The sequence below is a fragment of the Micromonospora sp. SL4-19 genome (genome assembly GCF_047921475.1).
Lineage (GTDB): Bacteria > Actinomycetota > Actinomycetes > Mycobacteriales > Micromonosporaceae > Micromonospora.
Map to the genome: position 1 here is coordinate 265404 of NZ_JBLROB010000004.1, position 25731 is coordinate 291134.

A 25731-nucleotide genomic window follows, 5' to 3' on the forward strand; every position below is an offset into this window, starting at 1 on the left:
CTCGTCGGCGCTGACCGGGCCACCCGGCTACCGTTGCCGCGTGCCAGAGGGACACACGATTCACCGCCTGGCGGCCCGGCACGCCGAGCTGTTCGCCGGCGACAAGGTGCACGCCACCAGCCCGCAGGGCCGCTTCGCCGAGGGTGCGGCCCGGCTCACCGGCACCGTCCTCGACGGCACCGAGGCCTACGGCAAGCACCTGCTGCACCACTACGCCGGCCAGCTGACCCTGCACGTGCATCTCGGGCTGTACGGCAAGTTCGCCGACGGGTCCGGCGAGCCGCCGCCCCCGATCGGGCAGGTCCGGCTCCGGCTCACGAGTGACCGGCACTGGCTCGACCTGCGCGGCCCGACCGCCTGCGAGCTGCTCACCCCGCCCGAGGTGGCGGCGCTGCGCGACCGGCTCGGCCCGGACCCGCTGCGCGCCGACGCCGATCCGGACCGGGCGTACGCACGGATCCGCCGCAGCTCCACGCCGCTGGCGGCGCTGCTGCTGGACCAGTCGGTGGTGGCCGGCACCGGCCTGATCTTCGTGACGGAGGCGCTGTTCCGGGCCGGGTTGCCGCCCACCCGGCCCGGCCGGAACCTCACCCCGGCCGGCTGGATGGAACTCTGGGCGGACCTGGTCGACCTGATGACCCTCGCCGTGGGTCGCGGCCGGATCGACACCGTGCGGGAGGCCCACCTGCCGGAGGTGATGGGTCGCGCGCCCAGGGTCGACCGGCACGGCGGCGAGGTGTACGTCTACCGCCGCCCCGGCGCCCCCTGCCACGTCTGCCGCGCCGAGATCAGCCGCGGCACCCTCTCCGGCCGCAACCTCTACTGGTGCCCCACCTGCCAGGGGCGGTAAGGGTCCCTGCCGGCGCTGCCGCGGAGAACCGGTTCCGGTCAGCGCAGCCGGCGGATGTCGCCGTACGCCCGGTAGAAGCCGCCCCGGCCGGCCTCCCGGACCTCGGTGACCAGGTAGCGGGCGCCGGGCTCCCGGATGCCCTTGGGGAACTGCACCGACCAGTCCCGGCGGTAGCCGTCGGAGAGCACGTGGATGCGCAGCCGGCCACTTTCCTCGACGCACTGCACCATCACGCCGGCCCGATCATCGGTGGTGACCTCCACCGAGGTCCAGGCGGCCGGCTCGGGAAGCCGGGCCGGGGCCTTGACGTCCACCACCTCCGGCACGCTGCCAGCCTCGGCGGCCCGGATCGCCGGCTCGCTGGCGTCGATGCAGGCCAGGTGGCCGCTGGTGGTGACCACGTAGAGCCGCTCGTCGTGGTACTGCATCGAGTACGCCGAGCCGCAGCCGGTGCCGAGCTTCCACCGCCGGTTGCCGGCCGCGTCGAAGCAGTAGATCGAGGACGCGCTGTCCCCGGCGAAGACGTGCCGGCCGTCCTCGGCCGTGGCGCAGGAGAAGGCCGCGGCGTCGCAGCGGTACGTCTGCTCGGCCCGCCCATCCTTGCGAAGCCGCACCACCTCCCGGGTGCCGGTGCCGGCGAACACGGTGTCCCGCTCCTGCCAGCCGAAGAGCACCGCCCCGGTCCGGGTGTGCCACAGCTCCCGCCCGCTACGCCAGTCGTAACCGGTGACCCCCTGGGAGTGGCCGTGGTAGAGCGCGTCGGTATCGCAACGCACCATCCAGGCGGACCGGCCCCGCCCCGGCCGGCGCCAGAGGAACTCGTCCTCGTGGTCGATCGCGGCGATGCCGCCCTCGCGGTCGGAGACGCCCAGCACCCCGTCGTGGATGTCCAGCCAGTAGATGTCGATGTCGGGGGCGATCGCGTACGCCACCCGGGGGATCTTGCCGGAGAGGTCGTAGACGTTGCCGTCGTCGCAGCCGGCGTAGATCCAGGCGTCGTCGGCGACGATGCACTTCACCCCGTCGGGGAGCCGGACCTGGTTGAGCACCCGGGCGTCGTGGCCGAGGGTGGTGATCACTCCGTGCTCGTTGCCGACCATGCAGGTCTGCCCGTCGATGAAGATGCCGAACGCGGGCGCGCCCGAGTCGTATCGCCAGAGGACCGGGGCGGTGCGGGCGGTGGAGCGGGTGCTGACGATCTGCCGGCGGGACACCGACCGCTTCTGGCGTACGCCGCGTATCGCCGGGGCGTACCCCTTGCGGACCTTCTCGCCGATCTTCTTGGCGGCGGCGGCCCGGGCGCGGGCGTTGTCCGGATAGCTGGTCGTCTTCGCCTGGCCCTGGTCGCCGATCCGGCCGTAGCGCACGGTCATCGCGGTGTCCTCCACCACGACCTCGTAGAACTTGTGCGCGCCGTCCACTTCGGACAGTTCGAGGTAGGTCGTCTCCTGCGACATGGGGATGCCTCCGAGGGGGAAGGTGCCGGAGATCGGCACCGCGACAGCGCGCACACGCTAACCGCGCCCCCCGACAAGAACTCCGGGTGCGCTTCTTGTCGCTCCGGCGACGACAACCGCACCCGAGAGCCGACAGCGGCTCCTACCGGCGGGAGCGGGTGAGGGTGTCGACGGCCTTGCGGGCGGCGATCAGCACCGGGTCCCAGACCGGGGCGAACGGCGGGGCGTAGCCGAGGTCCAGCGAGGTCATCTCGTCCACCGTCATGTCGTTCCACAACGCCACGGCCAGCGCGTCGATCCGTTTGGCCGCCTCGGACCAGCCGACGATCTGCGCCCCGAGCAGCCGGCCGTCGGGCCGCTCGGCGATCAGCTTGACCGTCATCGGGCGGGCGCCCGGGTAGTAGCCGGCCCGGCTCGTCGACTCGGCCATCACCGTGATGAACTCGAAGCCGGCTTCGGTGGCGTCCCGCTCCCGCAGGCCGGTCCGCCCCACCTCCAGGTCGCAGACCTTGGTCACCGCCGTGCCGATCACCCCGGGGAAGGTCGCGTACCCGCCACCGATGTTGATGCCGGCCACCCGGCCCTGCTTGTTGGCGTGGGTGCCCAGCGGGATGTGCACCGGCATCCCGCTGACCCGGTGCAGGGTCTCCACGCAGTCGCCGGCCGCCCAGACCCCGGGCACCCCGGGCACCCGCATCCGGCGGTCGGTGCGGACCCCGCCGGTGGGGCCCAGGGGCAGGCCGGCGGCCTCGGCGAGGGCGGTGTTCGGGCGTACCCCGAGACCCAGCACCACGACGTCGGCGGGGACCGGCCCCTCCGTGGTGACCACCGTGGCGATCCGGCCGTCCCGCTCCTGCAGGCCGGTGACCGTCAGGCCGGTACGGATCCCGATGCCGATCTTGCGCATGGCGTCGGAGACCAGCTCGGCCATGTCCGGATCCACCGTGGACATCGGCTGGTCGGCCTGCTCGAGCAGGTCGACCGAGAGCCCGCGCTGGAGCAGCGCCTCGGCCATCTCCACGCCGATGTAGCCGCCGCCGACCACCACCGCGCGGCGGGGCCGGGGCTCGCGTTCCAGCCAGTTCAGCAGCGCCATTCCGTCGTCGAGGGTCTGCACGCCGAACACCCCGGCGACGCCGCCGCTGGCCCAGCCGGGCCGCACCGGCGTGGCACCGGTGGCGTACACGAGGGTGTCGAAGCCCGCGCGGACCTCGGCGCCGCCCGCCAGGTCGCGGACGAGCACCTCGCGGCGGTCCAGGTCGATGGCGGTGACCTCGTGCCGCAGCCGTACGTCGATGTCGAACTTCTCCCGGAAGGTGGCCGGGTCGCGGGCGATGAGCTGGTCCCGCTCGGGCAGCACCCCGCTGATCCAGTACGGGATGCCGCAGGCGGAGTACGAGGTGAAGTGGCCCCGCTCGAAGGCGACGATCTCCAGATCGGCCGGGTCGCGGCGGCGCCGGGCCTGGGACGCTGCCGCCATCCCGGCCGCGTCCCCGCCGACGACGATCAGCCGCTCCGCCACGAGACCCATCCTGTCATGCGGAAATGGACGGCGGGCCGCTCCGCGTGGTCTCCGGGGTCACCCCCGGGTCTGCCGGGCCACGTCCGCCACCACGTCGACCAGCCGGCCGCTACGCGCGAACACCGCCCGCTGCCGCGCCGCGCCGCTGCCGTGCCGGAGCAGCCCACCCAGCAGGTCGGTCACCTGGTCGAGGTCGCCGTGCCGCTCCAGCTCGGGGCGGACCCGGTCGACCAGCCGGTCCAGCAGCTCCCAGGCCGGGCGCAGCTCCCCGTCGGTCAGGTCGACGCCCTCGCCCTCCAGCCCGTCGTGGGCCGCCCGCCAGTGCGCCGCGACCAGCAGGTGGTGGTCCGTGCGGATGGCCGGCCGCCCCTCGGCGATCTCCGTCATAGCGGTGGCCACCAGAGCCCGGACCAGGGCGGCGACCAGCACCGCGTCGTCCACCGACGGGCAGACGTCCCCGATCCGGATCTCCACGGTCGGGTACGTCGCGGACAGCCGGGCGTACCAGTAGAGCATTCCCTCGTCGAGCATCACGCCGCTGGCGATGAGCTGCCGGATCAACCGTTCGTAGTGTTCGTACGAGTCCAGGTACGGGGTGGGCGCCACCGACGGCCAGCGTTCCCACTCGATCGAGCGCCAGCTCGCGTACCCGGTGTCCGCGCCCTCGGCGAACGGGGAGTTGGCGGTCACCGCGTGCAGGATCGGCAGCCAGGGGCGGACGTGGTTGAGCACCTGCACCCCGACCTCCGGGTCGGGGATGCCGACGTGCACGTGCATTCCGTTGTTGCCGGGCCCGGGCACCAGCAGCCGGAACCGCTCGACCATCCGGTCGAAGCGGGGCTTGTCCACCACCGGCGGCACGGGTCCGTCCACCGGCCCGGTGCCGATGGCCAGCAGCCGTACGCCGGCCCGCTCGGCGGCGTCGGCCAGCGCGGACCGGAGCACGCCCAGCGAGTGCCGGATGGAGGACAGTTCCAGCCCGGGCGGGCTGGCGATCTCGATCTGGCTGGTCTGGAACTCCCGTTCCACCTGGCCGCGCAGCTCGGCCGGCACCTGCTCCAGCACCAGTTCGACGGCGGGCACGGCGGCCCCGGTGTGCGGGTCGACGAGCAGGAACTCCTCCTCGACGCCGACCGAGAGCAGGTCGGTGCCAGCCGGGGCGGTGTCCTGTTCTCCTACCGCCACCGATCCACTCATCGCCACCACCGTCCGCTCCGTATCGGCCACGGCACCGGCGCCGCCCCGTCGGCGTCCTTGCTACCCACCCCCTCCCCGCCCGGAAACGCCCCAGCGTGTCGCCAGACTGGCCACACCTCTCCGGGAAAGCGGGGCGACGGACCGGGCGACGCGCGTCGGGGCCGGGGAAGCGGGCCGGGGCGCAGGTGGCGTGCCTACGATGGGGCCGGCCGACGCCCAGTGCGTCGCCGCCGGCAGCGAGGGAGGCCGCGTTGACCCCGAGCAGCACGTCGCGGACGGTGACCGAGGCCCGGCGTGCCGACCGGGACTGGCGACGGCAGGTGCCGCGCGGGTTCGCCACCTTCCTCTGGGCCGTCGCGGTGATCTGCGCGCTCGCCGCGTTGAGCAGCGCCTTCCGCACCGGCATCCAGCCGGTCCGCACCGCGATCGACGCCCTGCTGGTGCCCGCCCCGGCCAACCTGGCGTACGCCGTCTTCCTCGGCACCCTGGCCTCGGCGGTGCTGCGCCGCAAGCAGCTCGCGTACTGGGTGCTGGTCGCGTACTTCAGCCTCACCCTGGCGGTCAGTGCGCTGGCCGGGGTGCTGCTGCTGGTGGTCGGCGTCAACCGGCTCAACGCCGCCGCCGGGCACCGGCTGTTCAGCACCCTGGAGACGGTCGGGGTGTGGGTCGGCATCGCCTTCACCGCCACCGCGCTGGCCCTGCTGCTCGCCGCCCGCCGGGAGTTCTTCGCCCGGGTACGCAGCGGCAGCACCTGGCGGGCGTTCGGCGTCTTCCTCGGCCTGGCGGCGGTCTCCGTCGGGCTCGGCTATCTGCTGCTCCTGGTCGAGCCGGGCAACCTGCACACCTGGTCGGACAAGCTCGGGTACGCCGCCGAGAAGGTGTTCGGTGGCGCGATCACGCTGGACGTGACCCGCCGGGGCCAGGCGCCCGGCTGGGTCAACCTGCTGCTCGGTGCCTTCGGTGCGATCGCCTTCGTCACCGGCCTGTTCACCCTGCTCCGCTCGCAGCGCGCGAACGCCGTGCTGCACCCCGCGGAGGAGCAGCGGATCCGCGAGCTGCTCGCCCGGTACGGCGAGCGGGACTCGCTCGGCTACTTCGCCACCCGGCGGGACAAGGCGGTCGTCTTCTCGCCCAGCGGCAAGGCGGCGCTCACCTACCGGGTGGTCAACGGGGTCAGCCTGGCCAGCGGCGACCCGATCGGCGACCCGGAGGCGTGGGGCCCGGCCATCGAGGCGTGGCTCGGGCAGGCCCGCGCGTACGCCTGGATCGCGGCGGTGATGGGCGCCAGCGAGGCCGGGGCCAGGGCCTATCAACGGTACGGGTTGAAGGTGCTGCACCTGGGCGACGAGGCGATCCTGCTGACCCGCGAGTTCGACCTGGACGGCCGGGACATGCGGCCGGTACGCCAGGCGGTGCACCGGGTGGAACGTGCCGGCTACACCGCCCGGGTACGACGGCACGCCGAGATCCCGCCGGCGGAGCTGTCCGAGCTGGCCAAGCTGGCCAGCGCCTGGCGGGACACCGAGGAGGAGCGGGGCTTCTCGATGGCGCTCGGCCGGTTCGGCGACCCGGCCGACGGCGACTGCGTGCTGGTCGACGCCCGGGACGCCGACGGCCGGGTGCGGGCGTTGCTGTCGCTGAGCCCCTGGGGCGCCAGAGGGCTGTCGCTGGACCTGATGCGCCGCGACCGGGCCGCCGACAACGGGGTCATCGAGTTCATGGTGGCCACGCTGCTGGGCGCCGCCCCCCGGCTGGGCGTCGAACGGGTGTCGCTGAACTTCGCGGTGTTCCGCTCGGTCTTCGAGGAGGGCGCGCGGATCGGCGCCGGCCCGGTCATCCAGCTCTGGCGGCACACCCTGCTGTTCTTCTCGCGCTGGTGGCAGCTCGAGTCGCTCTACCTGTCCAACGCCAAGTACCAGCCGCACTGGACGCCGCGCTACCTCTGCTTCGCCGAGCGCCGCGAGCTGCCCCGGGTGGGCATCGCGGGGGCGGTCGCCGAAGGCTTCCTCGCCCTGCCCGGTGGCCGGCCCAAACCGTCGTCCGGGGTGCCGTCGGCCGGTGGCGGCGTGCGCTTCGTGCCGCCCGCCGCCGCGACGGTCCGGGCGGTCCCGCCGGAGCCGGCCCCGCCCCAGCGGCCGGAGCAGATCCGGGTGCGCCTGGCCAAGCTCGACCGGCTCCGCGCCGCGGGCGTCGACCCGTACCCGGTGGGCTATCCGCGCACCGAGAGCTGCGCGGCGGTGCGGGATCGGCACGCCGGGCTCGCCCCGGACACCGGGACGGGGGAGACGGTGGCGGTGGCCGGCCGGGTGCTGCTGGTCCGCGACCACGGCCGGGTGGTGTTCGCGACCGTCCGCGACGGCAGCGGCGACCTGCAGCTGATGCTGGAGCACGACCTGGACCGCTGGCGGGCCACCGTCGACATCGGCGACCACGTCGGCGCCACCGGCGAGGTGTACGCCACGAAGCACGGCGAGATGTCGGTCCGGGTCGCCGACTGGCGGCTCACCGCCAAGTGCCTGCGCCCGCTGCCGGACAAGCACCACGGGCTGGCCGACCCGGAGGCCCGGGTCCGGCAGCGCTACCTGGACCTGGCCATCAACGCCGACGCCCGGGAGCTGCTGCGGGCGCGGGGCGCGGCCCTGCACAGCCTGCGCTCCGTACTGGTCGGGCAGGGCTTCCTGGAGGTGGAGACGCCGATCCTCCAACGGGTGCACGGTGGGGCCAACGCCCGCCCGTTCGTCACCCACAGCAACGCGTACGACCTGCGGCTCAGCCTGCGGATCGCACCTGAGCTGTTTCTGAAGCGGCTCGCCGTGGGCGGGGTCGAGCGGGTGTACGAGCTGGGCCGCGCGTTCCGCAACGAGGGCGTCGACCACAGCCACAATCCGGAGTTCACCGTGCTGGAGGCCTACCAGGCCTACGCCGACTACCACGACATGCGGAGGCTGGCCCGGGAGCTGATCGTGGCGGCGGCGGTGGCGGTGCACGGCGCGCCGGTGGCCCGCCGGCCCGGCGGCGAACTGGTCGACATCGGCGGCGAGTGGCCGGTACGGACGGTCAACGAGGCGATCTCCGCTGCGGTGGGCGACGAGATCACCGCCGACACCGGGCTGACCATCCTGCACAAGCTCTGCGACACCGTCGGGGTGCCGTACGACCCACGCTGGGAGCGCGGCGCGGTGCTGCTGGAGCTGTACGAGCGGCTGGTCGAGGCGCGTACCGAGCAGCCCACGTTCTACCTGGACTTCCCGACCGAGGTGTCCCCGCTGACCCGCCAGCACCGGCGCGACCCACGGCTGGCCGAGCGGTGGGACCTGGTGGCGTTCAGGATGGAGCTGGGCACCGCGTACACCGAGCTGATCGACCCGACCGAGCAGCGGCGCCGGCTCACCGAGCAGTCGCTGAGGGCGGCCGGCGGCGACCCGGATGCGATGGAGTTGGACGAGGATTTCCTCACCGCGCTGGAGTACGCGATGCCGCCCACCGGCGGCCTCGGGCTCGGCGTGGACCGGCTGCTGATGCTGCTGACCGGCCGGTCGATCCGGGAGACCCTGCCGTTTCCGCTGGTCCGCGAATCGTCCTGAGCCGGCCGGCCCGCTCGGGCCGGGTGCGCGTGACGCCGGCCCGGCGGGGTCGCGGCCGGTCGGACACCGCCGCATCGGCGGCCCGGCGGCTGCGATGATCGCCGCCGTCCAGGCGTGACTCCGGGTTCTAACCTGGTCGGTGTGCCGGGGTTGATGGTGGCGGTGGCGGGGGCATGGGCGTACGCGCTCACGTTGCTCGCGGCCGACCGCCCGGCGGGGCTGCTCGCGGGCGCGGCGGTCGCCGCCGCGCTGCTGCTGGCCACGTTGCTCGCGCTCAGGTCGCGCGCGATCCCCGGCGCGGCCCGTTCCGGATGGCGCCCCGTCACGCTGCGGGAGCGGGCCCGGCGTCGCCGGGTGCCCCGGCAGGTCGATCCCGACGCCCCCGGTCGGCCCCGCCCGCGTGCTCCCGGCCGACGCCCCTCGGCCGCGTAGCGCCCGCGTCGCCACGCGGCCGGTTCCGTCGTCATCCGTCCCGCCGGGACGCGTCGTCCCGTCGGGGCATCCGGAATCGGACCGAGGGGTTCCCCATGCTCGCCTTCGCACCACTGCACACCGCGGCCTCCGCCGCCGCCACCGTCGTCACCTGGCTCGCCGGCACGCTGGCTCCACTGACCGGCGGGCTCGCCACGGCCGCCGCGATCGTCCTGTTCACCGTCGGGGTGCGGCTGCTGATCTCGCCGCTCACCCTGGCCCAGGTCCGCGGGGAGCGGCGCCGGGCGGCGCTCGCCCCCGAGGTCCGCGACCTCCAGCGGCGGTACGCCGACGATCCCGCTCGTCTGCAGAGCGAACTTCTCACGCTCTACCGGCGGGCCGGAGCCAGCCCGGTCGCGGGCTGCCTCCCGGCGCTGTTGCAGGCGCCGTTCTTCCTGGTCATGTACCGCGTCTTCGCCACCGGCGACGGGAGTAACGGGCTGCTCGACGGGCGGCTGGCCGGAGTGCCCCTGGGCTGGCACCTCGGGGACGGGCTCGCCGGTCCGGTGGTGGCGGTCTTCGGGGTGCTGCTGGCGGCCCTGCTGGCGGTGGCCTGGTGGTCGTCGCGGCGGGCCCGCCGGGCGGCCGCAGCCCCGGGCGCCGGTACGCCCACCGAGGGCCCGGGCGCGGCCATTCTGGGTCGGCTGATGCCGCTGCTGCCGTACACGACGGTGCTGGTGGCGCTGGTGGTGCCGCTGGCGGCGGTGCTCTATCTGGTCACCACCACCGCGTGGACCGCCCTGGAGCAGGCCGTACTGCGTCGGCCGCCGGCGGTGGACATCGACGAACGTTGACAAGTGCGGGGGCGGGGCGTACAAATCGCCTCAGAGAGCGCTCTCTTGCCCGTCCCCGCAGAGAGGCATTCCGATGTCTGGTGTGGAGCGACGACTTTCACCGGCACGGCCGGCACCCTGCCCTCGTCCGCCAACTGGATCATCGACACCGGCACCAGCTATCCGGGTGGACCGGCCAACTGGGGCACCGGTGAGATCCAGACGTACACCTCGAGCACCGCCAACCTCAGCCAGGACGGCGCCGGCAACCTGCGGATCCCTCCGGTGAAGGACGGCGCCGGCCGGTGGACCTCGGCCCGGATCGAGACCCGCCGCACCGACTTCAAGCCGCCGGCCGTGGGAGTCCTCGCGCTGGAGGGGCGTATCCAGATGCCGAACGTCACCGGCGCGCAGGCGGCCGGCTACTGGTGCGAACATCCAGAGAATCGGTCATAGACCAACGCTAGGCTGTCCGATGTGCAGCTCCGGTACAGCTACCGCGTCTACCCGACGCCTGGCCAGCAGGAAGCGCTGGCGCGGGCGTTCGGGTGCGCGCGGGTCGTGTTCAACGACGGGCTGCGCGCACGCCAGGCGGCGCGCGAGTCCGGGATGCCGTACATCTCGGACGGCGAGCTGTCCAAGCGAGTGATCACTGAGGCGAAGAAGACGCCCGAACGCGCATGGCTGGGCGAGGTCTCCTCGGTCGTGTTGCAGCAGGCCCTGGCGGACCTGAATACCGCGTACCGCAACTTCTTCGCCTCGGTCACCGGCAAGCGCAAGGGCCGCAAGGTCGCGCCGCCGCGATTCCGGTCGCGCAAAGACAACCGGCAGGCGATCCGGTTCACCTCCAACGCCCGGTTCAAGATGCTCGACAACGGCCGGCTGCGCCTGCCGAAGATCGGCGACCTGTCGGTGCGGTGGTCGCGGGCGCTGCCGGCGGACCCCACCTCAGTCACGATCATTAAGGACGCGGCCGGCAGGTGTTTCGCCTCGTTCGTCGTGGCCACTGCGAACGAGCCGCTGCCTGCGGTCGACGCCGAGGTGGGCATCGACCTGGGGCTGACCCACTTCGCCGTGCTGTCGGACGGCAGGAAGATCGCGGCACCGAAGTTCCTGCGCCGCACCGCCCGCAAGCTCAAGCGGCTGCAGCAGGACCTGTCCCGCAAGACCACGGGATCGAACAACCGCAAGAAAGCCGTCGTCAAGGTCGCCCGGGTGCACGCCCGGGTCGCCGACACCCGGCGGGACTGGCAGCACAAGCTGTCCACGACGATCATCCGCGACAACCAAGCGGTGTACGTCGAGGACCTGCGCGTGACCGGTCTCGGCCGCACAAGGCTCGCCAAGAGCGTCCACGACGCCGGGTGGGCCAGCTTCACCGCCATGCTGGAGTACAAGGCCGCCCGGTACGGGCGCACCTTCGCGAAGATCAACCGGTTCGCTCCGACGTCACAGACCTGCTCGGCCTGCGGCCGTATCGACGGACCCAAACCGCTGAACGTCCGGTCGTGGACCTGCCCGTGCGGGGCGGTCCATGACCGGGACATCAACGCGGCCATCAACGTGCTCGCGGCGGGACGCGCCGAGAGACTAAACGCCTGTGGAGCGCAGGTAAGACCGGCACCCGTGCCGGCGCAGCGCCGTGAAGCAGGAATCCGCTCGGGCGCTGCGCGCTGTTCCGCACGCAGCGCGGAGGGAATCCCCGTCCTTCAGGGCAGGGAGAACGTCAAGACAACGTGGAATTCGGGAGCCCGGCGCGGGACTTCGTGGCCCGGGTCGCCTCCGGCGCACCGGGCGGGGTGAGCGGGCTGGTCGAGGTCCGGCTGGACAGCCCGGGCAACCCGCCGATCGGCAGCTTCGCGGTCGCCAACACCGGCGGCTGGCAGAGCTGGCGCTCGGTGCCGGGCAACGTCACCCCGGTGACCGGCCGGCACACCGTCTATCTGACCTTCACCAGCGGCCAGGGCGCCGACTTCGTCAACGTCAACTGGTTCACCTTCCGCCGCTGATCCGAAAGCAGGGGCTCCTTCCTGACGCCTGGTGCGCAGGAAGGGGCCCCTCTGGCGCTCTGGCCCCTCTGGACAGAAACAGTTAACAGTCCTAATAATAGGCTGACGTCGACGGTTGTGAATGCCTCGCGGTGTCGGCCCGGCCAGGCCGGCACCCCACCACAAGGTCCCAGGAGGACGCCGTGAGACTCCACCCCACCCGCGTGGCGACGTTCGCCGCCGCGCTCGCCGCCGCCCTGGTGGCGGCCACCGTCGTGGCCGCGCCCCCCGCCTCCGCCGCCACCGCCGCCTTCGTCCGCGTCACCAGCTGGGGCAGCGGGTACGAGGCCAAGTTCACCGTCAAGAACGACAGTTCGGCGACCATCTCCTCGTGGAACGTCCAGTTCGACCTGCCCGCCGGCAGCACCCTCGGCGTGTACTGGGACGCCCTGCTGACCAGCTCCGGCCAGCACGTCACCGCGGTCAACCAGTCCTGGAACGGCACCCTCGCCCCGGGCGCCAGCACCACCTTCGGCTTCAACGTCAACGGCAACGGCGACCCGACGAACTGCACCGTCAACGGCGGTCCGTGCACCGGCGGTGGCGGCGGCAACCCGGGGGCGCCGGGCAGCCCGGGCGGCCTGCGGGTCACCGGCACCACCAACACGTCGGTCGCCCTGGCCTGGAACGCCGTCTCCGGCACGGTCACCGGCTACCGGGTGTACGAGGGGACCAGCGTGAAGGCCACCGTCACCGGCACCTCGGCCACCGTCTCCGGCCTCGCCGCCTGCTCGGCGCACAGCTACACGGTGACCGCGTACAACGCCAGCGGGGAGTCGGCGAAGTCGGCGGCCGTGTCGGCCACCACCACCGGGTGCACCGGCGGTGGCGGCGCGATGGCCGCGGCGCCCTACCTCTACCCGGGCTGGGGCGACCCGCCCGCGCCGGCCACGGTGATGAACGCGACCGGGATCAAGTGGTTCACCATCGCGTTCATGCTCTCCGGCGGCGGCTGCAAGCCGGCCTGGGACGGCAGCGGTCCGCTCACCGGCGGCGCCCACGCCAACACCATCGCCGCGATCCGGGCGGCCGGCGGCGACGTGATCCCGTCCTTCGGCGGATGGAGCGGCAACAAGCTCGGCCCGAACTGCTCGTCGGCCAGCGCCCTGGCCGGCGCGTACCAGCAGGTCATCAACGCGTACGCGCTGAAGGCCATCGACATCGACATCGAGAACACCGACGAGTTCGAGAACGAGGTGGTGCAGGACCGGATCCTCGGCGCCCTGAAGATCGTCAAGCAGAACAACCCGGGGATCAAGACGATCGTCACCATCGGCACTTCGACCACCGGCCCGTCCTGGTGGGGCACCCGGCTGATCAACCAGGCCGCCGCGCTCGGCGCCAACATCGACGTCTTCACCATCATGCCGTTCGACTTCGGCGGCGGCGCGAACATGTACCAGAACACGGTGAACGCGGCCGAGGGGCTGAAGAACGTGCTGAAGACCGCGTTCGGCTGGTCCGACGCCACCGCGTACGCCCGCATGGGAATCTCCGGCATGAACGGCCTCTCCGACCAGCAGGAGCTGACCTCGCCGGCCACCTGGACACAGATCCGGGACTGGGCCAAGGCCCGGGGGCTGGCCCGGTTCACCTTCTGGTCGGTCAACCGGGACCGGCCCTGCCCGGGCGGCGGCGTGGTCTCCAACTGCTCCGGCATCGCCCAGAACACCTGGGAGTTCACCTCGGTCACCGCACGGTACTGAGCGGAAGCGCGGGTCAGCGACCGGCGGTCATCGACTGCCGGTCGCGCCGTGCGGCGACGGTGGATCGTCCGGCGGCCCGCCTCAGTCCTCCGGGTGCAGCGCGGCGTCCGCCGGCCCTCGCCGCCAGCCGGTGAACCGGACCACCAGGCCACCCCGGCTGGGCGAGCAGCAGTACGGCCCGGCCGACGCCTCGGCCGCCGGGTCCAGCGGGGCCAGCCGGACCAGCCGCCACGGCTCCCGTGCCACCCTGGCCCGTACGGTCACCGCGTCCCCGGCCCGGCTGACCCGGACCGTCACCTCCCGCCCCGACCACTCCGACACCGGCGCGACGGACCAGTCCGACACCTCGTCGGTGACCACCGCTCCGACCTGCGGCTGACCGTCGCTGACCTCCACTCCCGCCTTGGTCCACCGCCGTTCGTCCACCCGGACCAGCAACCCGGCCTGGTCGAACTGCGCGGCGTAGTCGAGGTGGAAGCTGACCTCCATCGCACTGTCCACCGGGAACGGCGCCAGCAGTGCCGACCCGTCATCGTGGACGAAGCCGTAGCTGGTCCGTCGCCAGAAGTCGCTGCCCGCGCGCGGCTCGACCAGCAGGCCCTCGCCGGACTCCTCGGCGCGCTCGGGCGGGTTCAGCCAGGTGCCGGCGGACCAGTCGACCGGTTGGTTGTCGGCGCTCATGCCGGCACCGTACCGGCCGGTTGGCCCGCCCAGGAGGGGCCGACCGCGGGTTTGCCGGATCGGCGCGGCGGAGAAGTAATCCGGGCATGGGCGACAGGTGGTACCAGGAGGCGGTCGTCTACTGCCTCGACATCGACACGTTTGCAGACTCCAACGACGACGGGGTGGGCGACATCCGGGGCCTCATCGGGCGCCTGGACTACCTGGCCCGGCTCGGCGTGACCTGCCTCTGGCTGCATCCGATCCACCCGTCCCCCCGGCGGGACGGCGGCTACGACGTCACCGACTTCTACAACGTGGACCCGCGTCTGGGAACGCTCGGCGACTTCGCCGAGCTGCTGCACCAGGCGCAGAACCTGGGCATCCGCGTGATCATCGACCTGGTGGTCAACCACACCTCGGACGAGCACCCCTGGTTCCAGGCCGCCCGCTCCTCGCCCGACTCGCCGTACCGGGACTGGTACGTCTGGTCGGACAAGGAGCCGCCCGACCGCCATCAGGGCATGGTCTTCCCGGGCGAGCAGACGGAGACCTGGAGCTACGACCGGACCGCCAAGGCGTGGTTCTACCACCGCTTCTACAACTTCCAGCCGGACCTCAACGTCGCCAACCCGGAGGTCCGCGCGGAGATCAAGAAGATCGTGTCGTTCTGGCTCCAGCTCGGTGTCTCCGGGTTCCGGATGGACGCCGTCCCGTTCATCATCGAGCTGACCGAGCCCGGCAACCCGGACTCGCCGAAGGACATGGACTTCCTCACCGAGCTGCGCCAGTACGTGCAGTGGCGGCGCGGCGACGCCGTCCTGCTCGCCGAGGCGAACGTCGAGCCCGACATGCTCCCGACGTACTTCGGCGACAGCGGGGGTTCGGCCAACCGGATCCACATGCTCTTCGACTTCATGCTCAACGGGCGGCTGATGCTCGCCCTGGCCCGGCGGGACCCGGAGCCGGTGATCGAGGCGCTGCGGGACACCCCGGCGCTGCCCGTGGGCGGGCAGTGGGCGACCTTCCTGCGCAACCACGACGAGATCGACCTGTCCCGGCTCACCGCCGAGCAGCGCAACCAGGTGTACGAGCAGTTCGGCCCCGACGAGGACATGCGCCTCTACGGCCGGGGCATCCGCCGCCGCCTCGCCTCGATGCTCGGCAACGACCGTCGGCGCATCGAGTTGGCGTACGCGCTCCAGTTCTCGCTGCGCGGTACGCCGGTGCTGCGCTACGGCGAGGAGATCGGCATGGGCGAGGACCTGTCGCTGCCCGGCCGGGAGGCGATCCGTACCCCGATGCAGTGGTCGTACAAGGAGAACGGCGGTTTCTCCACTGCGGATCCGGAGAAGCTGGTCCGCCCGGTGGTCGACAAGGGTGAGTACGGCTACCAGAAGGTGAACGTGACGGCCCAGCGCAGGGACCCGCGATCGTTGCTGGGTTGGTTCGAGCGGATGATCCGTACCCTCCGGGAGGCCCCGGAGATCGGCTCGGGCACCACCAGCCACATCGACGTGGCGATGCCGCCGGGGGTGCTCGCGCACCGGGCCGACGGGCCGACCGGGACGATGGTCTTCCTGCACAACCTCGGCACCGAGGACGTCGAGGTCGACCTGAGCCTGCTCGCCACCGAGGCGGACCTGCCGATCGACGTGCTCACCGACCGCAACTACGAGGAGGTCGGCAAGCTGGACAGCCTCAAGCTCGCCGGCTACGGCTACCGGTGGATCCGGATCCGCCGCGACAGGGAGCTGTGACGGCGGGATCGGCCAGGCGTACCCCTGGGTTAAGCTCCTTCGATCGAGCCCAAGTTACCGGGAGGTAATCATGTCGGAGGAGCCCCGCGTCGCCATCGTGACCGGAGCCGCGCGCGGCATCGGCGCGGCCACCGCCCGCCGGCTGGCCGCCGACGGCATGGCCGTCGCCGTGGTCGACATCGAGGAGGCGGCGACCAAGGAGACCGTGGACGCCGTCGCCGCCGCCGGCGGCCGGGCGCTCGGGGTCGGCGCCGACGTCTCCGACCGGGCCCAGGTGGAAGCCGCCGTCGAGCGGGTCTCCGCCGAGCTGGGCGCGCCGACCGTGCTGGTCAACAACGCCGGCGTGCTCCGGGACAACCTCCTGTTCAAGATGACCGACGCCGACTGGGACACGGTGATGGGCGTGCATCTGCGCGGCGCGTTCCTGTTCAGCCAGGCCGCCCAGAAGCACATGGTCGAGCGCAGGTGGGGCCGCATCGTCAACCTCTCCAGCACCTCCGCGCTGGGCAACCGGGGGCAGGCGAACTACGCCGCCGCCAAGGCCGGGCTCCAGGGCTTCACCAAGACCCTTGCCATCGAGCTGGGCCAGTTCGGGGTGACCGTCAACGCGGTCGCGCCGGGCTTCATCGTCACCGACATGACCGCGGCCACCGCCGCCCGGATGAAGGTCGACTTCGAGGCGCTCCAGCAACACGCCGCTGCGGAGATCCCGGTCCGCCGCACCGGCCGTCCGGAGGACGTCGCGCACACCATCTCGTTCCTGGTCAGCGAGGGCGCGTCCTTCGTCTCCGGCCAGGTCATCTACGTCGCCGGCGGCCCCAAGGACTGACCGCGCCGCCCCGCGCCGCGGTGTGGTGGCGGGCGGCGCGGGTCAGGTGGGGTCGCGGCGGGTGCGCCAGAGCCAGAACAGGCCAAGCATCGGCAGCACCAGCGGGATGTAGCCGTAGCCGCTGCCGAACCCGGACCAGACCGTCGCGTGGGGGAAGAGCGCCTTGTCGACCAGGCTGAGGATGCCGACCGCGACCACCCCGACCAGTTCCACCGAACAGCAGGCCAGGGCGACCTGTCGGCCGGCGTGCCCGGCGCGGGCCAACCCGACCGCCGCCACGATGTAGATCAGCGCGGCCACGGCGGAGAGCAGGTACGCCACCGGCGCCTCGTCGAACTTGGTGGCGATCTGCAGGCCCGCCCGCGAGGTCGCGGCGATGGCGAAGAGGATGTAGACCGCGATCAGCAGCCGACCCGGCCCCCGATTCGTCGTCCGCGACTCAGCCACCGACGACCTCCCAGGTCTGCTGCAACCGGACCACCACGACCGGGGTGACCAGGCAGACCGCGCAGACGATCGCCGAACCCCAGCGGGTCGGCTCCATCCGCGCCAGCACCCAGGCCAGCGGCGGAAGGCAGACCAGCGTCACCAGGTAGCCGAAGAAGGCACCCGGCTCGCCCGGCCGCTCGCCGCCCCCGAGCGCGAGCAGGGCCAGCACGGTGAGCGCGAGCAGCGCCACCTCCAGTACGGCCAGGCCGACGAACTGGAGCCGGTCCGGCGCGCGGTGGCGCAGCGCCGCCACCAGGGCCCAGACCGCGAGTACGAGCGACAGCACGATCGAGGCCGTCGCGAGGATCCCGTCCACCGGCGAGCCGGTTGCCGCGGCGCTGGTCATCGACGCCGTCCCGAAGCAGTCCCGTTCACCGGCACAGCCTACTAAGCGTCGTAGTAGCCACCGTCGCCCGGCTCGCCCGCCGCGTCGGGGCGCACGGGACGAGCCGGACGACTAGCGTGGATCAGGCCACGGGTGTCGCCGTGGCGGACGACGACGGCAGGGGGACTCGTGCTGCGGTTCGGCTTGTTCGGCACCGGCCACTGGGCGGCGGAGACGCACGCCGCGGCCATCGACGCCCACCCGCAGGCCGAGCTGGCCGGGGTCTGGGGCCGGGACCCGGAGAAGGTCGGCGCGCTGGCCACGCGGCACGGCGTACCGGCCTTCGACGACGTGGACGCACTGCTCGGCGCCTGCGACGCGATCGCCGTCGCGCTGCCGCCGGACGTGCAGGCCGAGATCGCCGTCCGGGCCGCCACCGCCGGGCGGCACCTGCTGCTGGACAAGCCGCTCGCGCTGAGCCTCGCCGAGGCCGATCGGGTGGTCGCCGCCGCGCAGGCGTCCGGCGTGGCCTCGGTGGTCTTCTTCACCCAGCGCTTCCACCCGAACGTCACCGGCTTCCTCGCCGCGTCCGCGGCGGCCGGGGGCTGGCAGCACGCCCGGGCGACCATGTTCGCCTCCATCTACGAGCCGGGGAACCCGTACGGGAACTCGCAGTGGCGGCGGGACCGGGGCGCGCTCTGGGACATCGGCCCGCACGCGCTGTCGCTGATCCTGCCGGTGCTCGGCCGGGTCACCCGGGTCGCCGCGATGGACGGCCCGAGCGGGCTGGTGCACCTGCTGCTCACCCACGACGGCGGCGCCACCAGCACGCTCTCGCTCACCCTGGACGCGCCGGCCGAGGCGGTCACCCGGGACTTCGTCTTCTTCGGCGAGAACGGCACCGAGTCCGTCCCGCCCGGCGACGGCAGCGCGCTCCAGGCGTTCGGCACGGCGATCGACCAACTGCTGGAGGAGGTCGAGGCGGGCACCCGGGACCACCGCTGCGACGTCCGGTTCGGCCGGGAGGTGGTGGCGGTGCTCGACGCCGCCGAGGCCGCCCGCGCCGAGGGCCGCACCATCGAACTCTGACCTGCCGCGGGCCGGCCGGTAATTCCATCGCGAGGCGGGCGGCCTGCCGCTAGCCTCGCCGGCATGTTCACGCACGCCCTGATCGACGTGGCCGTCACGCCGGCCGCGTGGGGCCTCCTCCTGGTCGCCCGTCCGCGAGTCCGGCGTCCGGCCCTGGCCGGCCGGGACGTCCACCGCGCCTGACCTGACCGTCGCACCGTCGGCCCGTGACCGGGCCGGCCGCTGCCTGGCGCCCGGTTCGCCGCCGCCGCCCGCCCCGACGCGGGTCCGGCGGCTGGCGCGTCCCCGCCGACTTCCAGGGTCGTCCGAGTCCCGATCCGCTCGGACAGGCCCGCTCCGCGCTGCCTGTCCGTACCGTCGCCGTCCGGCGACAGACAGGACGATCTTGTGGCGCCCCGCCGACCCCGCACCACCGCCCGCGACCGGTCTCGTCGCGTACTGTCCCAGAACTTCCTCGCCGACCCGGCCGCCGTCGCGCGGATGGTCCGGGTGGCCCGGCCCGGCCCGGACGATCTGCTGCTGGAGGTGGGCGCCGGGGAAGGCCGGCTGACCCGGCCGCTGGCCGCCCACTGCGGCCGGTTGATCGCGTACGAGGTCGATCCGGCCGTCCTCCCGGAGCTGGCCGCGGTCTGCGCGGCCCTGCCGCACGTCCGGGTCCGGCAGGCCGACTTCCTCGCCGCCACCCCGCCAGACGAGCCGTTCGCGGTGGTCGGCAACATCCCGTGGTCACTGACCGCCGCCGTGGTCCGCTGGTGCCTGGCCGCGCCGGGGCTGCGGTCCGCGACCCTGCTCACCCAGCTCGCGTACGCCCGCAAGCGCACCGGCGATCACGGCCGGTGGAGCCGCCTCACCGTGCTCACCTGGCCCGAGCACCACTGGCGGCTGGCCGGTCGGGTGCCGCGCGCCGCGTTCCGCCCGGTGCCCGCCGTGGACGGCGGCATCCTCCGCATCGAACGCCGGCCGGTGCCGCTGCTGCCCCCGGCGGCCCTGCCCGCGTACCGGAGGATGGTGGAGCTCGGCTTCGGCGGTGTCGGCGGTTCGCTCGCGGCCTCGCTGCGCGCCGCCCACCCGCGCCGGCGGGTCGAGGGTGCGCTGCGGGCCGCCCGGCTCGATCCGGACACCCCGGTCGGGCTGGTCTGGCCCGAGCAGTGGCTGGTGCTGTTCCGGTTGTTGCACGCCGCCGCCCCGGCGGAACGGCCCCCACGGCTCAGGCCATCGTGTTGAGCGCCGCAGCGAGCTCGGTGGGGGAGTCGAACTCCTCCACCGGGAGCGCCTTGAGCAGTTGCAACATCTCCGTGCTGCCGCCGTTCTCCTGGCACCACCGGATCAGATCCTCGCGCGAGACCGGGTAGTCGAGCCCGGCCAGGAACTCCTGCAACTGCACCCCGGTGACGCTCATGCCGGACGGCTACCCGCTCCGCCCGCCGCCATGCCCGCAGGCTCGCCCGGGCCGCCTCTCGGACCGGGGCGTCCACCTCGACCGCGGACCCCGGGCGGCGGGCCGGGGCGGCCCGGTTTGCCCGGGCGGGTCCGGGGGTAGCCGCGGGCATGCTGGTACAGCGGCTCGGCGCGCCGAGCGACTTCGACCCGTTGCTGGAGCGCGTCCGGGACGCCCGCATCGTGATGATCGGCGAGGCGACGCACGGCAACCACGACTACTACCGGCTACGCGAGCAACTCACCCGGCGGCTCATCGCCGAGCAGGGCTTCGACTTCGTCGCGGTGGAGGGGGACTGGCCGGACTGCGACCGGGTGCACCGCTCGGTGGTGGACGCCCCGGGTGGGTTGGCCGATCCGCAGATCGCGCTGGAGCGCTTCGAACGCTGGCCCACCTGGATGTGGGCCAACGCCGAGGTGGCCCGCTTCTGCCACTGGCTGCGGGCCTGGAACCTGGAACGCCCCGAGCAGGAGCGGGCCGGCTTCCACGGGCTGGACGTCTACAGCCTGTGGGAGTCGATGCAGGCCATCTTCGACTACCTGGGCGAGGAGGATCCGGCCTCGCTGGAGGCGGCGCAGGAGGCGTACCGCTGTTTCGAGCCGTACGGCAAACGGGTCGAGGAGTACGGGATGGCCAGCCGGTTCGTCTCGGCCCGGTGCGAGGAGGAGGTCGTCCGGCTGCTGTCGCGTACCCGGGAACAGGCCGCCGCGGACGGCCCGGGCCGCTTTTCGGCCTGGCAGAACGCGGAGGTGGTGGCGGGCGCGGAGCGCTACTACCGGGCGATGGTCGGCGGCGGCCCGGAGTCGTGGAACGTCCGGGACATCCACATGGCCGACACCCTGGACCGGCTGCTCGACCGGTACGGCCCGGAGGCCCGGGGCATCGTCTGGGCGCACAACACCCACGTCGGCGACGCCCGGGCCACCGACATGGCGGCGGACGGGATGGTCAACATCGGCCAACTGGCCCGGGAGCGGCACGGCCCGGACGCGGTGGCGCTGGTCGGCTGCGGCAGCTACCGGGGCACCGTGATCGCCGCGCCGCGCTGGGGCTCGCCCGCCGAGGTCATGGTGGTGCCGCCAGCCCGGGAGGGCTCGGTGGAGCGGCGGCTGCACGAGCTGATGCCGGAGCGGGCGGTGCTGGTCTTCGGGGGCCCGGACCAGCCGGAGTGGGTCACCGGACCGGCCGACCACCGGGCCATCGGGGTGGTCTACGACCCGAGCTTCGAGTCCTGGGGCAACTACGTGCCCACCCGACTGTGCGAGCGCTACGACGCGTTCATCTGGTGCGACGAGGCGACCGCCCTGCACCCGCTGCCGTCGTCGACCACCCCGGGCGAGATGGAGACCTACCCGGCCGGCGTCTGAGGGCCGGTTTCGACCGGGGCCCCCTGCTCCGCGGCCTGCGCGTCAACAGGGGCCTGCCGTCAGGCGTTCGCGGGTTCGCGCTCGGCGAGGTGGGCGCGGAGGGTTTCCCCCTCGACGTCCACGTTGGGCAGGATCCGGTCCAGCCAGCGGGGAATCCACCAGGCGGCGGTGTTCAACAGGGACATCACCGCCGGGACGATGGCCATCCGGACCACGAAGGCGTCGATGGCGACACCGATCGCGAGCGCGAAGCCCATCGACTTGATCACCGGGTCGTCGAGGAAGACGAACCCGCCGAACACCGAGATCATGATCAGCGCGGCGGCGGTGACCACCCGGGCGCCGTGTCCCATGCCGTTGATGGTGGCCTGCCGGGCGGTGTCGCCGTGCACGAAGTCCTCCCGCATCCGGGAGACCAGGAAGACCTCGTAGTCCATGGCCAGGCCGAACAGGATGCCGATGAGCAGGATCGGCAGGAAGCTGACCAGCGGGCCCGGGGTGTCCAGCCCCAACAGGTCGGCCAGATGGCCCTGCTGGAACACCGCGACCGTGATGCCGAAGGTGGCCGCCACGGTGAGCAGGAAGCCCAGCGCCGCCTTCACCGGCACCAGGACCGAGCGGAACACCAGCATCAGCAGCAGCACCGACAGGCCGACGACCAGCAGCAGGTAGACCGGGAGCGCGGCGGAGAGCTTCTCCGACACGTCGATGCCGATCGCGGTCGCGCCGGTCAGCAGCACCTCGGCGTTGCGGATGCCGCCGACGTGGTTGCGGATGTCGTGCACCAGCGTCTCGGTGGCCGCGTCGGTCGGGCCGGTCTTCGGGATGACCCCGAGCAGCGCGGTCCGGCCGGACGGGTCGAGCTGCGGCGGGGCCACGGCGAGCACCCCGTCGGTCTTCTGGATCAGCGCGGTTACCTGCGGTACGGCGGCCTGGGTGGCCTGCGGCGAGTCGGTGGTGACGACCACCGCGAGCCGGCCGGTGAAGCCGGCGCCGAAGCCCTCCCGGACCAGGTCGTTGTTGACCCGCGCGGGGCTGCCCTCGGCTGCGGTGGCGGCGTCCGGCAGGGCCAGGCGCATGTCCTGGGCGGGGACCGCGAGCAGGCCGAGCCCGACCAGGCCGACCAGGATGACCGGGATGCGCAGCTTCGTCACCCAGTGCGCCCAGCGGAACCCGAAGCCCGAGCGGGTCGGCGCGCCGGCGGCGACCTGCTCCCGGCGGCGCAGCCGGCGGGGGAGCGCCTTCCGGCCGGCGAAGCCGAGCAGCGCCGGGGCCAGGGTGATCGCCACCAGGACGGCCACGGTCACCGTGCCGGCGGCGGCCAGACCCATCACGGTGAGGAACGGAATGTTCACCACCGCCAGGCCGGCGAGTGCGATGACCACGGTGGCACCGGCGAAGACCACGGCGGAGCCGGCGGTGCCGACCGCCCGGCCCACGGCCTCCTCGGGGGAGAGTCCGTCGAGCAGGTTCTGGCGGTGCCGGGAGGTGATGAAGAGCGAATAGTCGATGCCGACCGCGAGGCCGAGCATCAGGGCCAGGATCGGCGCGGTGCCGGTCAGCTCGACCGCGCCGCTGAGTGCGTACAGGCCGGCCATGCCGACGCCGACACCGATCAGCGCGTTCAGCATGGTCATCCCGGCCGCGACCAGGGAACCGAAGGTGACGACCAGGACGATCGCGGCGACCAGCACGCCCAGCGCCTCGGTCGAGCCGACCTCCGGTTCGGCGTTGAGCACCTCGCCGCCGGGGGAGATCTGCCAACCCTGCGCCTCGGCCTGCGCGCCCACCTTCTCGTACGCGGTGCGCTGCGCGTCGGTCACCTCGTCCGCGCGCCCGGCGAACTGCACCTGGATCAGCGCGTACCGGCCGTCCGGGGTCAGCGCCTGCACCTGGTACGGGTCGACCGCGCCGACCACGCCAGGTAGCGTGGCCGCCTCCTGGGTGACCTGATTGACCACGGCCTGCCCCTGCGGGGTGCCGAGCTGGCCGGCCTGAGGTGCCTTGACGGCGATCGTGCCGGTGGCCCCGCTGGCCGCCGGGAACCGCTCGGCGAGCAGGTCGATGGCGCGCTGCGACTCGGTGCCCGGCATGGTGAAGTTGCTCGCCGTCGGGCCCTTCAGGGTGAGCGCGGCGGCGCCGAGGCCGACGAGTACGACGAGCCAGACGACGGCGACGAGCCGCCGCCGGCGAAACGATGCCCGGCCGAGCCGGTACAGCAGGGTCGCCATGGAGCTTCCTTTGTCCTTCGGGTCGGAACGGGGATCAGGCGGCGGGTTCGAGGGCCCGCCGGACGACGGCCAGCAGCGCGGGCCGCAGCTCCTCGTCAGGGATGTCGATGAACTCGGCGCAGGTCTCCGCGATCCCGGCGAGCACCACCAGCGCGGCGATCCGCGCGGACGGGCGGTCGGAGTGGCCGGCGAACGCCGCGATGAGCCGTTCGGAGATCTGCTGGATGTGCGCGAAGGCGGGCTGCTGGAGCAGGTCGGGGAACTCGCCGCGGAGTAGCGCGATCTCCCGGCGGAAGCGCACCGCGAGGTCGACGAAGCCCTCGGCGGCGACTCGCTGGGCGTCCGCGCCGATGTGCCCGGCGATCCGCGCGTCGAGCGCCTCCAGGACCTCGATGGCCGGTGCCATCAGCTCGCTGAGCAGGGCTTCCTTGTTGGCGAAATGGTAGAGCACGGTGGCCTTGGAGCAGCCCACCTCCCGGGCGATGTCCTGGAGCGAGGTGCCCTTGTAGCCGGTGACGGCGAAGTGGCGTGCCGCCGCGGCGAGGATCTCGTCGTGGGTCTCCGGTACCGACCGTGCCATGCCATCCAGCATGCCTGACCGATCGGTCAGCTCCTGACCGATCGGTCAGACGGATTGCGTGGTCTTCGCCACAGCGGCCGGCCCGTACTGATGTCCGGCGCTGTGCACCTCTCCAGACGCTACGAACTTGATGTCGTAGATGGATCGGGTGAACCCTGCTGACTCGTTCACGACATCAAGTTTGTAGCCTCCGCCAGGTCGCGGAGTTCTTCCTGCGGCACGACACCTTCTGCGTCTGACCCGCCCGGTCGCCGTGTCGGGGTTGCCGGCACGTCCCCGGGCCGGGAAGGTGAGCGGATGGGCGCCGCTGACGAGACCCGGGACGGGGTGTCGCTGACCAACCTGGACCAGCCGCTGTTCGACGGGGCCGGAGCGACCAAGCGCGACCTGGTCGACTACCTCGACGCGGTCCACGAGTGGATCCTGCCGGAGCTGCGGGACCGGCCGCTGTCGGTGGTCCGGGTGCGGCCCGGGCAGGACCCGTTCATGCAGAAGAACCTGCCGAAGTACACCCCGGACTGGGTGCGCCGTACCTCGGTCTGGGCGGAGGCGTCGCGCCGGCGGATCTCGTACGCCCTCTGCGACGACCGGCGGACCCTGCTCTGGTTCGCCAACCAGCGGGCGGTGGAATACCACCCGACGTTGGGCCTCGCGGGCCGTCCGGAGCACCCCACCCACGTGGTGCTCGACCTGGACCCGCCGCCGGGGGACTCGTTCGGCATGGCCGTCCGGGCCGCGCTGCTGGTCCGCGAGGCGCTCGCCGACGCCGGGCTCGCCGGGGCGGTGAAGACCAGCGGCGCCAAGGGCGTGCACGTGATCGTGCCGGTGGAGCCGGCCACCACCGCCGAGGAGGCGGCCGCGGCGACCCGGGCCCTCGCCGCTCGCGCCGAGCGGCTCGACCCGGCGCTGGCCACCACCGCCTTCATCGTCGAGGACCGGGGCGGCCGGGTCTTCGTCGACTCGACCCGGGCGTACGGGGCGACGGTGGTGGCGGCGTACAGCCCCCGGGTGCGCCCCGGAGCGCCGGTGTCGTACCCGGTCGGCTGGGCCGACCTGGCGGCGGTGGCGCCCGCCGACTTCACCGTGCGGACAGTGCCGGCGCTGGTCGCCGAGCATGATCCGTGGGCGGCGGCGCTGCCTGCCCCGCAGCGGCTCCCGGCCGACCTGGTCGCCGAGGGGCGGACGATCCCGGTGGCCCGGGTGCAGGCGATGCACGAGGGCAAGCGCCGCGCGAAGGCCCGCCGCGAGGCCGGCTGACCGGTCGGGAGCGGACAGCTCTCTCCCCCAACGTTGCGACTGCCCGCCTGACACCATTCAGGCCCGGGGTCGCGATGCAACCTTTCCCTGGCCCGGTG

The 25731-nt window shown here is 73.0% G+C and carries 20 protein-coding genes and 3 pseudogenes; 14 read left to right on the top strand and 9 right to left on the bottom strand.

Going from position 1 to position 25731, the window contains the following annotated elements:
* Nucleotides 1-40: 40 nt before the first annotated feature.
* Nucleotides 41-850, top strand: coding sequence for an Fpg/Nei family DNA glycosylase (locus tag ACNAVT_RS09025; RefSeq protein WP_416294597.1), 810 nt, complete (start codon nt 41-43; stop codon nt 848-850).
* A 38-nt stretch (nt 851-888) separates the two neighbouring features.
* Here ACNAVT_RS09025 and ACNAVT_RS09030 read toward each other — a convergent pair whose 3' ends face one another.
* The 3 genes from ACNAVT_RS09030 to ACNAVT_RS09040 all read right to left on the bottom strand — a co-directional run bounded on the left by ACNAVT_RS09030 (nt 889) and on the right by ACNAVT_RS09040 (nt 5035).
* Nucleotides 889-2307, bottom strand: coding sequence for a WGR domain-containing protein (locus ACNAVT_RS09030; protein ID WP_416294721.1), 1419 nt, complete (start codon nt 2305-2307; stop codon nt 889-891).
* Nucleotides 2308-2449: 142 nt separating this feature from the next.
* On the bottom strand, nt 2450-3829 hold the full coding sequence (locus tag ACNAVT_RS09035) for an FAD-dependent oxidoreductase (protein WP_416294599.1): 1380 nt from the start codon (nt 3827-3829) through the stop codon (nt 2450-2452).
* Between the two features lie 57 nt (nt 3830-3886).
* Nucleotides 3887-5035 (bottom strand): carboxylate-amine ligase, encoded by a 1149-nt coding sequence (locus ACNAVT_RS09040; RefSeq protein WP_416294601.1) that lies wholly within the window; start codon nt 5033-5035, stop codon nt 3887-3889.
* Between the two features lie 311 nt (nt 5036-5346).
* Between ACNAVT_RS09040 and lysX the strand changes: the two genes are divergently transcribed.
* From lysX to ACNAVT_RS09075, 7 genes and pseudogenes are all read left to right on the top strand, one after another.
* On the top strand, nt 5347-8610 hold the full coding sequence (lysX, locus tag ACNAVT_RS09045; RefSeq protein ID WP_416294723.1) for a bifunctional lysylphosphatidylglycerol synthetase/lysine--tRNA ligase LysX: 3264 nt from the start codon (nt 5347-5349) through the stop codon (nt 8608-8610).
* 141 nt (nt 8611-8751) lie between these two features.
* Complete coding sequence (locus ACNAVT_RS09050; RefSeq protein WP_416294602.1) at nt 8752-9042, top strand: DUF6412 domain-containing protein; 291 nt, start codon at nt 8752-8754, stop codon at nt 9040-9042.
* A gap of 95 nt (nt 9043-9137) precedes the next feature.
* Entirely contained in the window at nt 9138-9875 is a 738-nt protein-coding gene (locus ACNAVT_RS09055; protein ID WP_416294604.1) for a YidC/Oxa1 family membrane protein insertase, read from the top strand.
* A 3-nt stretch (nt 9876-9878) separates the two neighbouring features.
* Nucleotides 9879-10283, top strand: a pseudogene (locus ACNAVT_RS09060) (1,3-beta-glucanase); the annotation flags it as partial.
* A 48-nt stretch (nt 10284-10331) separates the two neighbouring features.
* Nucleotides 10332-11657 (top strand): RNA-guided endonuclease InsQ/TnpB family protein, encoded by a 1326-nt coding sequence (locus ACNAVT_RS09065; protein WP_416294605.1) that lies wholly within the window; start codon nt 10332-10334, stop codon nt 11655-11657.
* Nucleotides 11576-11863, top strand: a pseudogene (locus ACNAVT_RS09070) (carbohydrate-binding protein); the annotation flags it as partial. The gene ACNAVT_RS09065 and the pseudogene ACNAVT_RS09070, both read left to right, overlap by 82 nt.
* 182 nt (nt 11864-12045) lie before the next feature.
* Nucleotides 12046-13608 (top strand): cellulose binding domain-containing protein, encoded by a 1563-nt coding sequence (locus ACNAVT_RS09075; protein ID WP_416294607.1) that lies wholly within the window; start codon nt 12046-12048, stop codon nt 13606-13608.
* Between the two features lie 81 nt (nt 13609-13689).
* Here the strand turns inward: ACNAVT_RS09075 and ACNAVT_RS09080 are convergent, their stop codons facing one another.
* Nucleotides 13690-14289, bottom strand: coding sequence for a DUF1349 domain-containing protein (locus ACNAVT_RS09080; protein WP_416294609.1), 600 nt, complete (start codon nt 14287-14289; stop codon nt 13690-13692).
* A gap of 86 nt (nt 14290-14375) precedes the next feature.
* Here ACNAVT_RS09080 and ACNAVT_RS09085 point away from each other — a divergent pair, with 86 nt between their 5' ends.
* Nucleotides 14376-16028 (top strand): alpha-amylase family protein, encoded by a 1653-nt coding sequence (locus ACNAVT_RS09085; RefSeq protein ID WP_416294611.1) that lies wholly within the window; start codon nt 14376-14378, stop codon nt 16026-16028.
* 70 nt (nt 16029-16098) lie between these two features.
* Nucleotides 16099-16857, top strand: a complete 759-nt coding sequence (fabG, locus tag ACNAVT_RS09090; protein WP_416294613.1) for a 3-oxoacyl-ACP reductase FabG — start codon at nt 16099-16101, stop codon at nt 16855-16857.
* On the opposite strand, the pseudogene ACNAVT_RS09095 reads toward fabG, so the two are convergent.
* Together ACNAVT_RS09095 and ACNAVT_RS09100 are read right to left on the bottom strand one after the other, a co-directional pair.
* A pseudogene (locus tag ACNAVT_RS09095) lies at nt 16830-17304 on the bottom strand (hypothetical protein). The gene fabG and the pseudogene ACNAVT_RS09095 sit on opposite strands and share 28 nt — an antisense overlap.
* Nucleotides 17297-17692, bottom strand: coding sequence for a hypothetical protein (locus ACNAVT_RS09100; RefSeq protein WP_416294615.1), 396 nt, complete (start codon nt 17690-17692; stop codon nt 17297-17299). The pseudogene ACNAVT_RS09095 and the gene ACNAVT_RS09100 overlap by 8 nt, the downstream one beginning before the upstream one ends.
* 168 nt (nt 17693-17860) lie before the next feature.
* On the opposite strand from ACNAVT_RS09100, the gene ACNAVT_RS09105 reads away from it, so the two are divergent.
* Nucleotides 17861-18760 carry a Gfo/Idh/MocA family protein gene (locus tag ACNAVT_RS09105; protein WP_416294616.1) on the top strand — a complete coding sequence of 300 codons (900 nt, stop codon included), beginning with the start codon at nt 17861-17863 and terminating at the stop codon, nt 18758-18760.
* Between the two features lie 387 nt (nt 18761-19147).
* Nucleotides 19148-19984 (top strand): ErmE/ErmH/ErmO/ErmR family 23S rRNA (adenine(2058)-N(6))-methyltransferase, encoded by an 837-nt coding sequence (erm, locus tag ACNAVT_RS09110; RefSeq protein WP_416294618.1) that lies wholly within the window; start codon nt 19148-19150, stop codon nt 19982-19984.
* On the opposite strand, the gene ACNAVT_RS09115 is transcribed toward erm, so the two are convergent.
* Complete coding sequence (locus tag ACNAVT_RS09115; RefSeq protein WP_416294620.1) at nt 19968-20159, bottom strand: DUF2795 domain-containing protein; 192 nt, start codon at nt 20157-20159, stop codon at nt 19968-19970. The two genes, erm and ACNAVT_RS09115, sit on opposite strands and share 17 nt — an antisense overlap.
* 149 nt (nt 20160-20308) lie before the next feature.
* Here ACNAVT_RS09115 and ACNAVT_RS09120 point away from each other — a divergent pair, with 149 nt between their 5' ends.
* Entirely contained in the window at nt 20309-21565 is a 1257-nt protein-coding gene (locus ACNAVT_RS09120) for an erythromycin esterase family protein (protein ID WP_416294622.1), read from the top strand.
* Nucleotides 21566-21624: 59 nt separating this feature from the next.
* Here the strand turns inward: ACNAVT_RS09120 and ACNAVT_RS09125 are convergent, their stop codons facing one another.
* Together ACNAVT_RS09125 and ACNAVT_RS09130 are read right to left on the bottom strand one after the other, a co-directional pair.
* Complete coding sequence (locus ACNAVT_RS09125) at nt 21625-23796, bottom strand: MMPL family transporter (protein ID WP_416294624.1); 2172 nt, start codon at nt 23794-23796, stop codon at nt 21625-21627.
* A 34-nt stretch (nt 23797-23830) separates the two neighbouring features.
* On the bottom strand, nt 23831-24376 hold the full coding sequence (locus ACNAVT_RS09130; RefSeq protein ID WP_416294626.1) for a TetR/AcrR family transcriptional regulator: 546 nt from the start codon (nt 24374-24376) through the stop codon (nt 23831-23833).
* Between the two features lie 297 nt (nt 24377-24673).
* Here ACNAVT_RS09130 and ligD point away from each other — a divergent pair, with 297 nt between their 5' ends.
* On the top strand, nt 24674-25633 hold the full coding sequence (gene ligD / locus ACNAVT_RS09135) for a non-homologous end-joining DNA ligase (RefSeq protein WP_416294628.1): 960 nt from the start codon (nt 24674-24676) through the stop codon (nt 25631-25633).
* Nucleotides 25634-25731 lie beyond the last annotated feature (98 nt).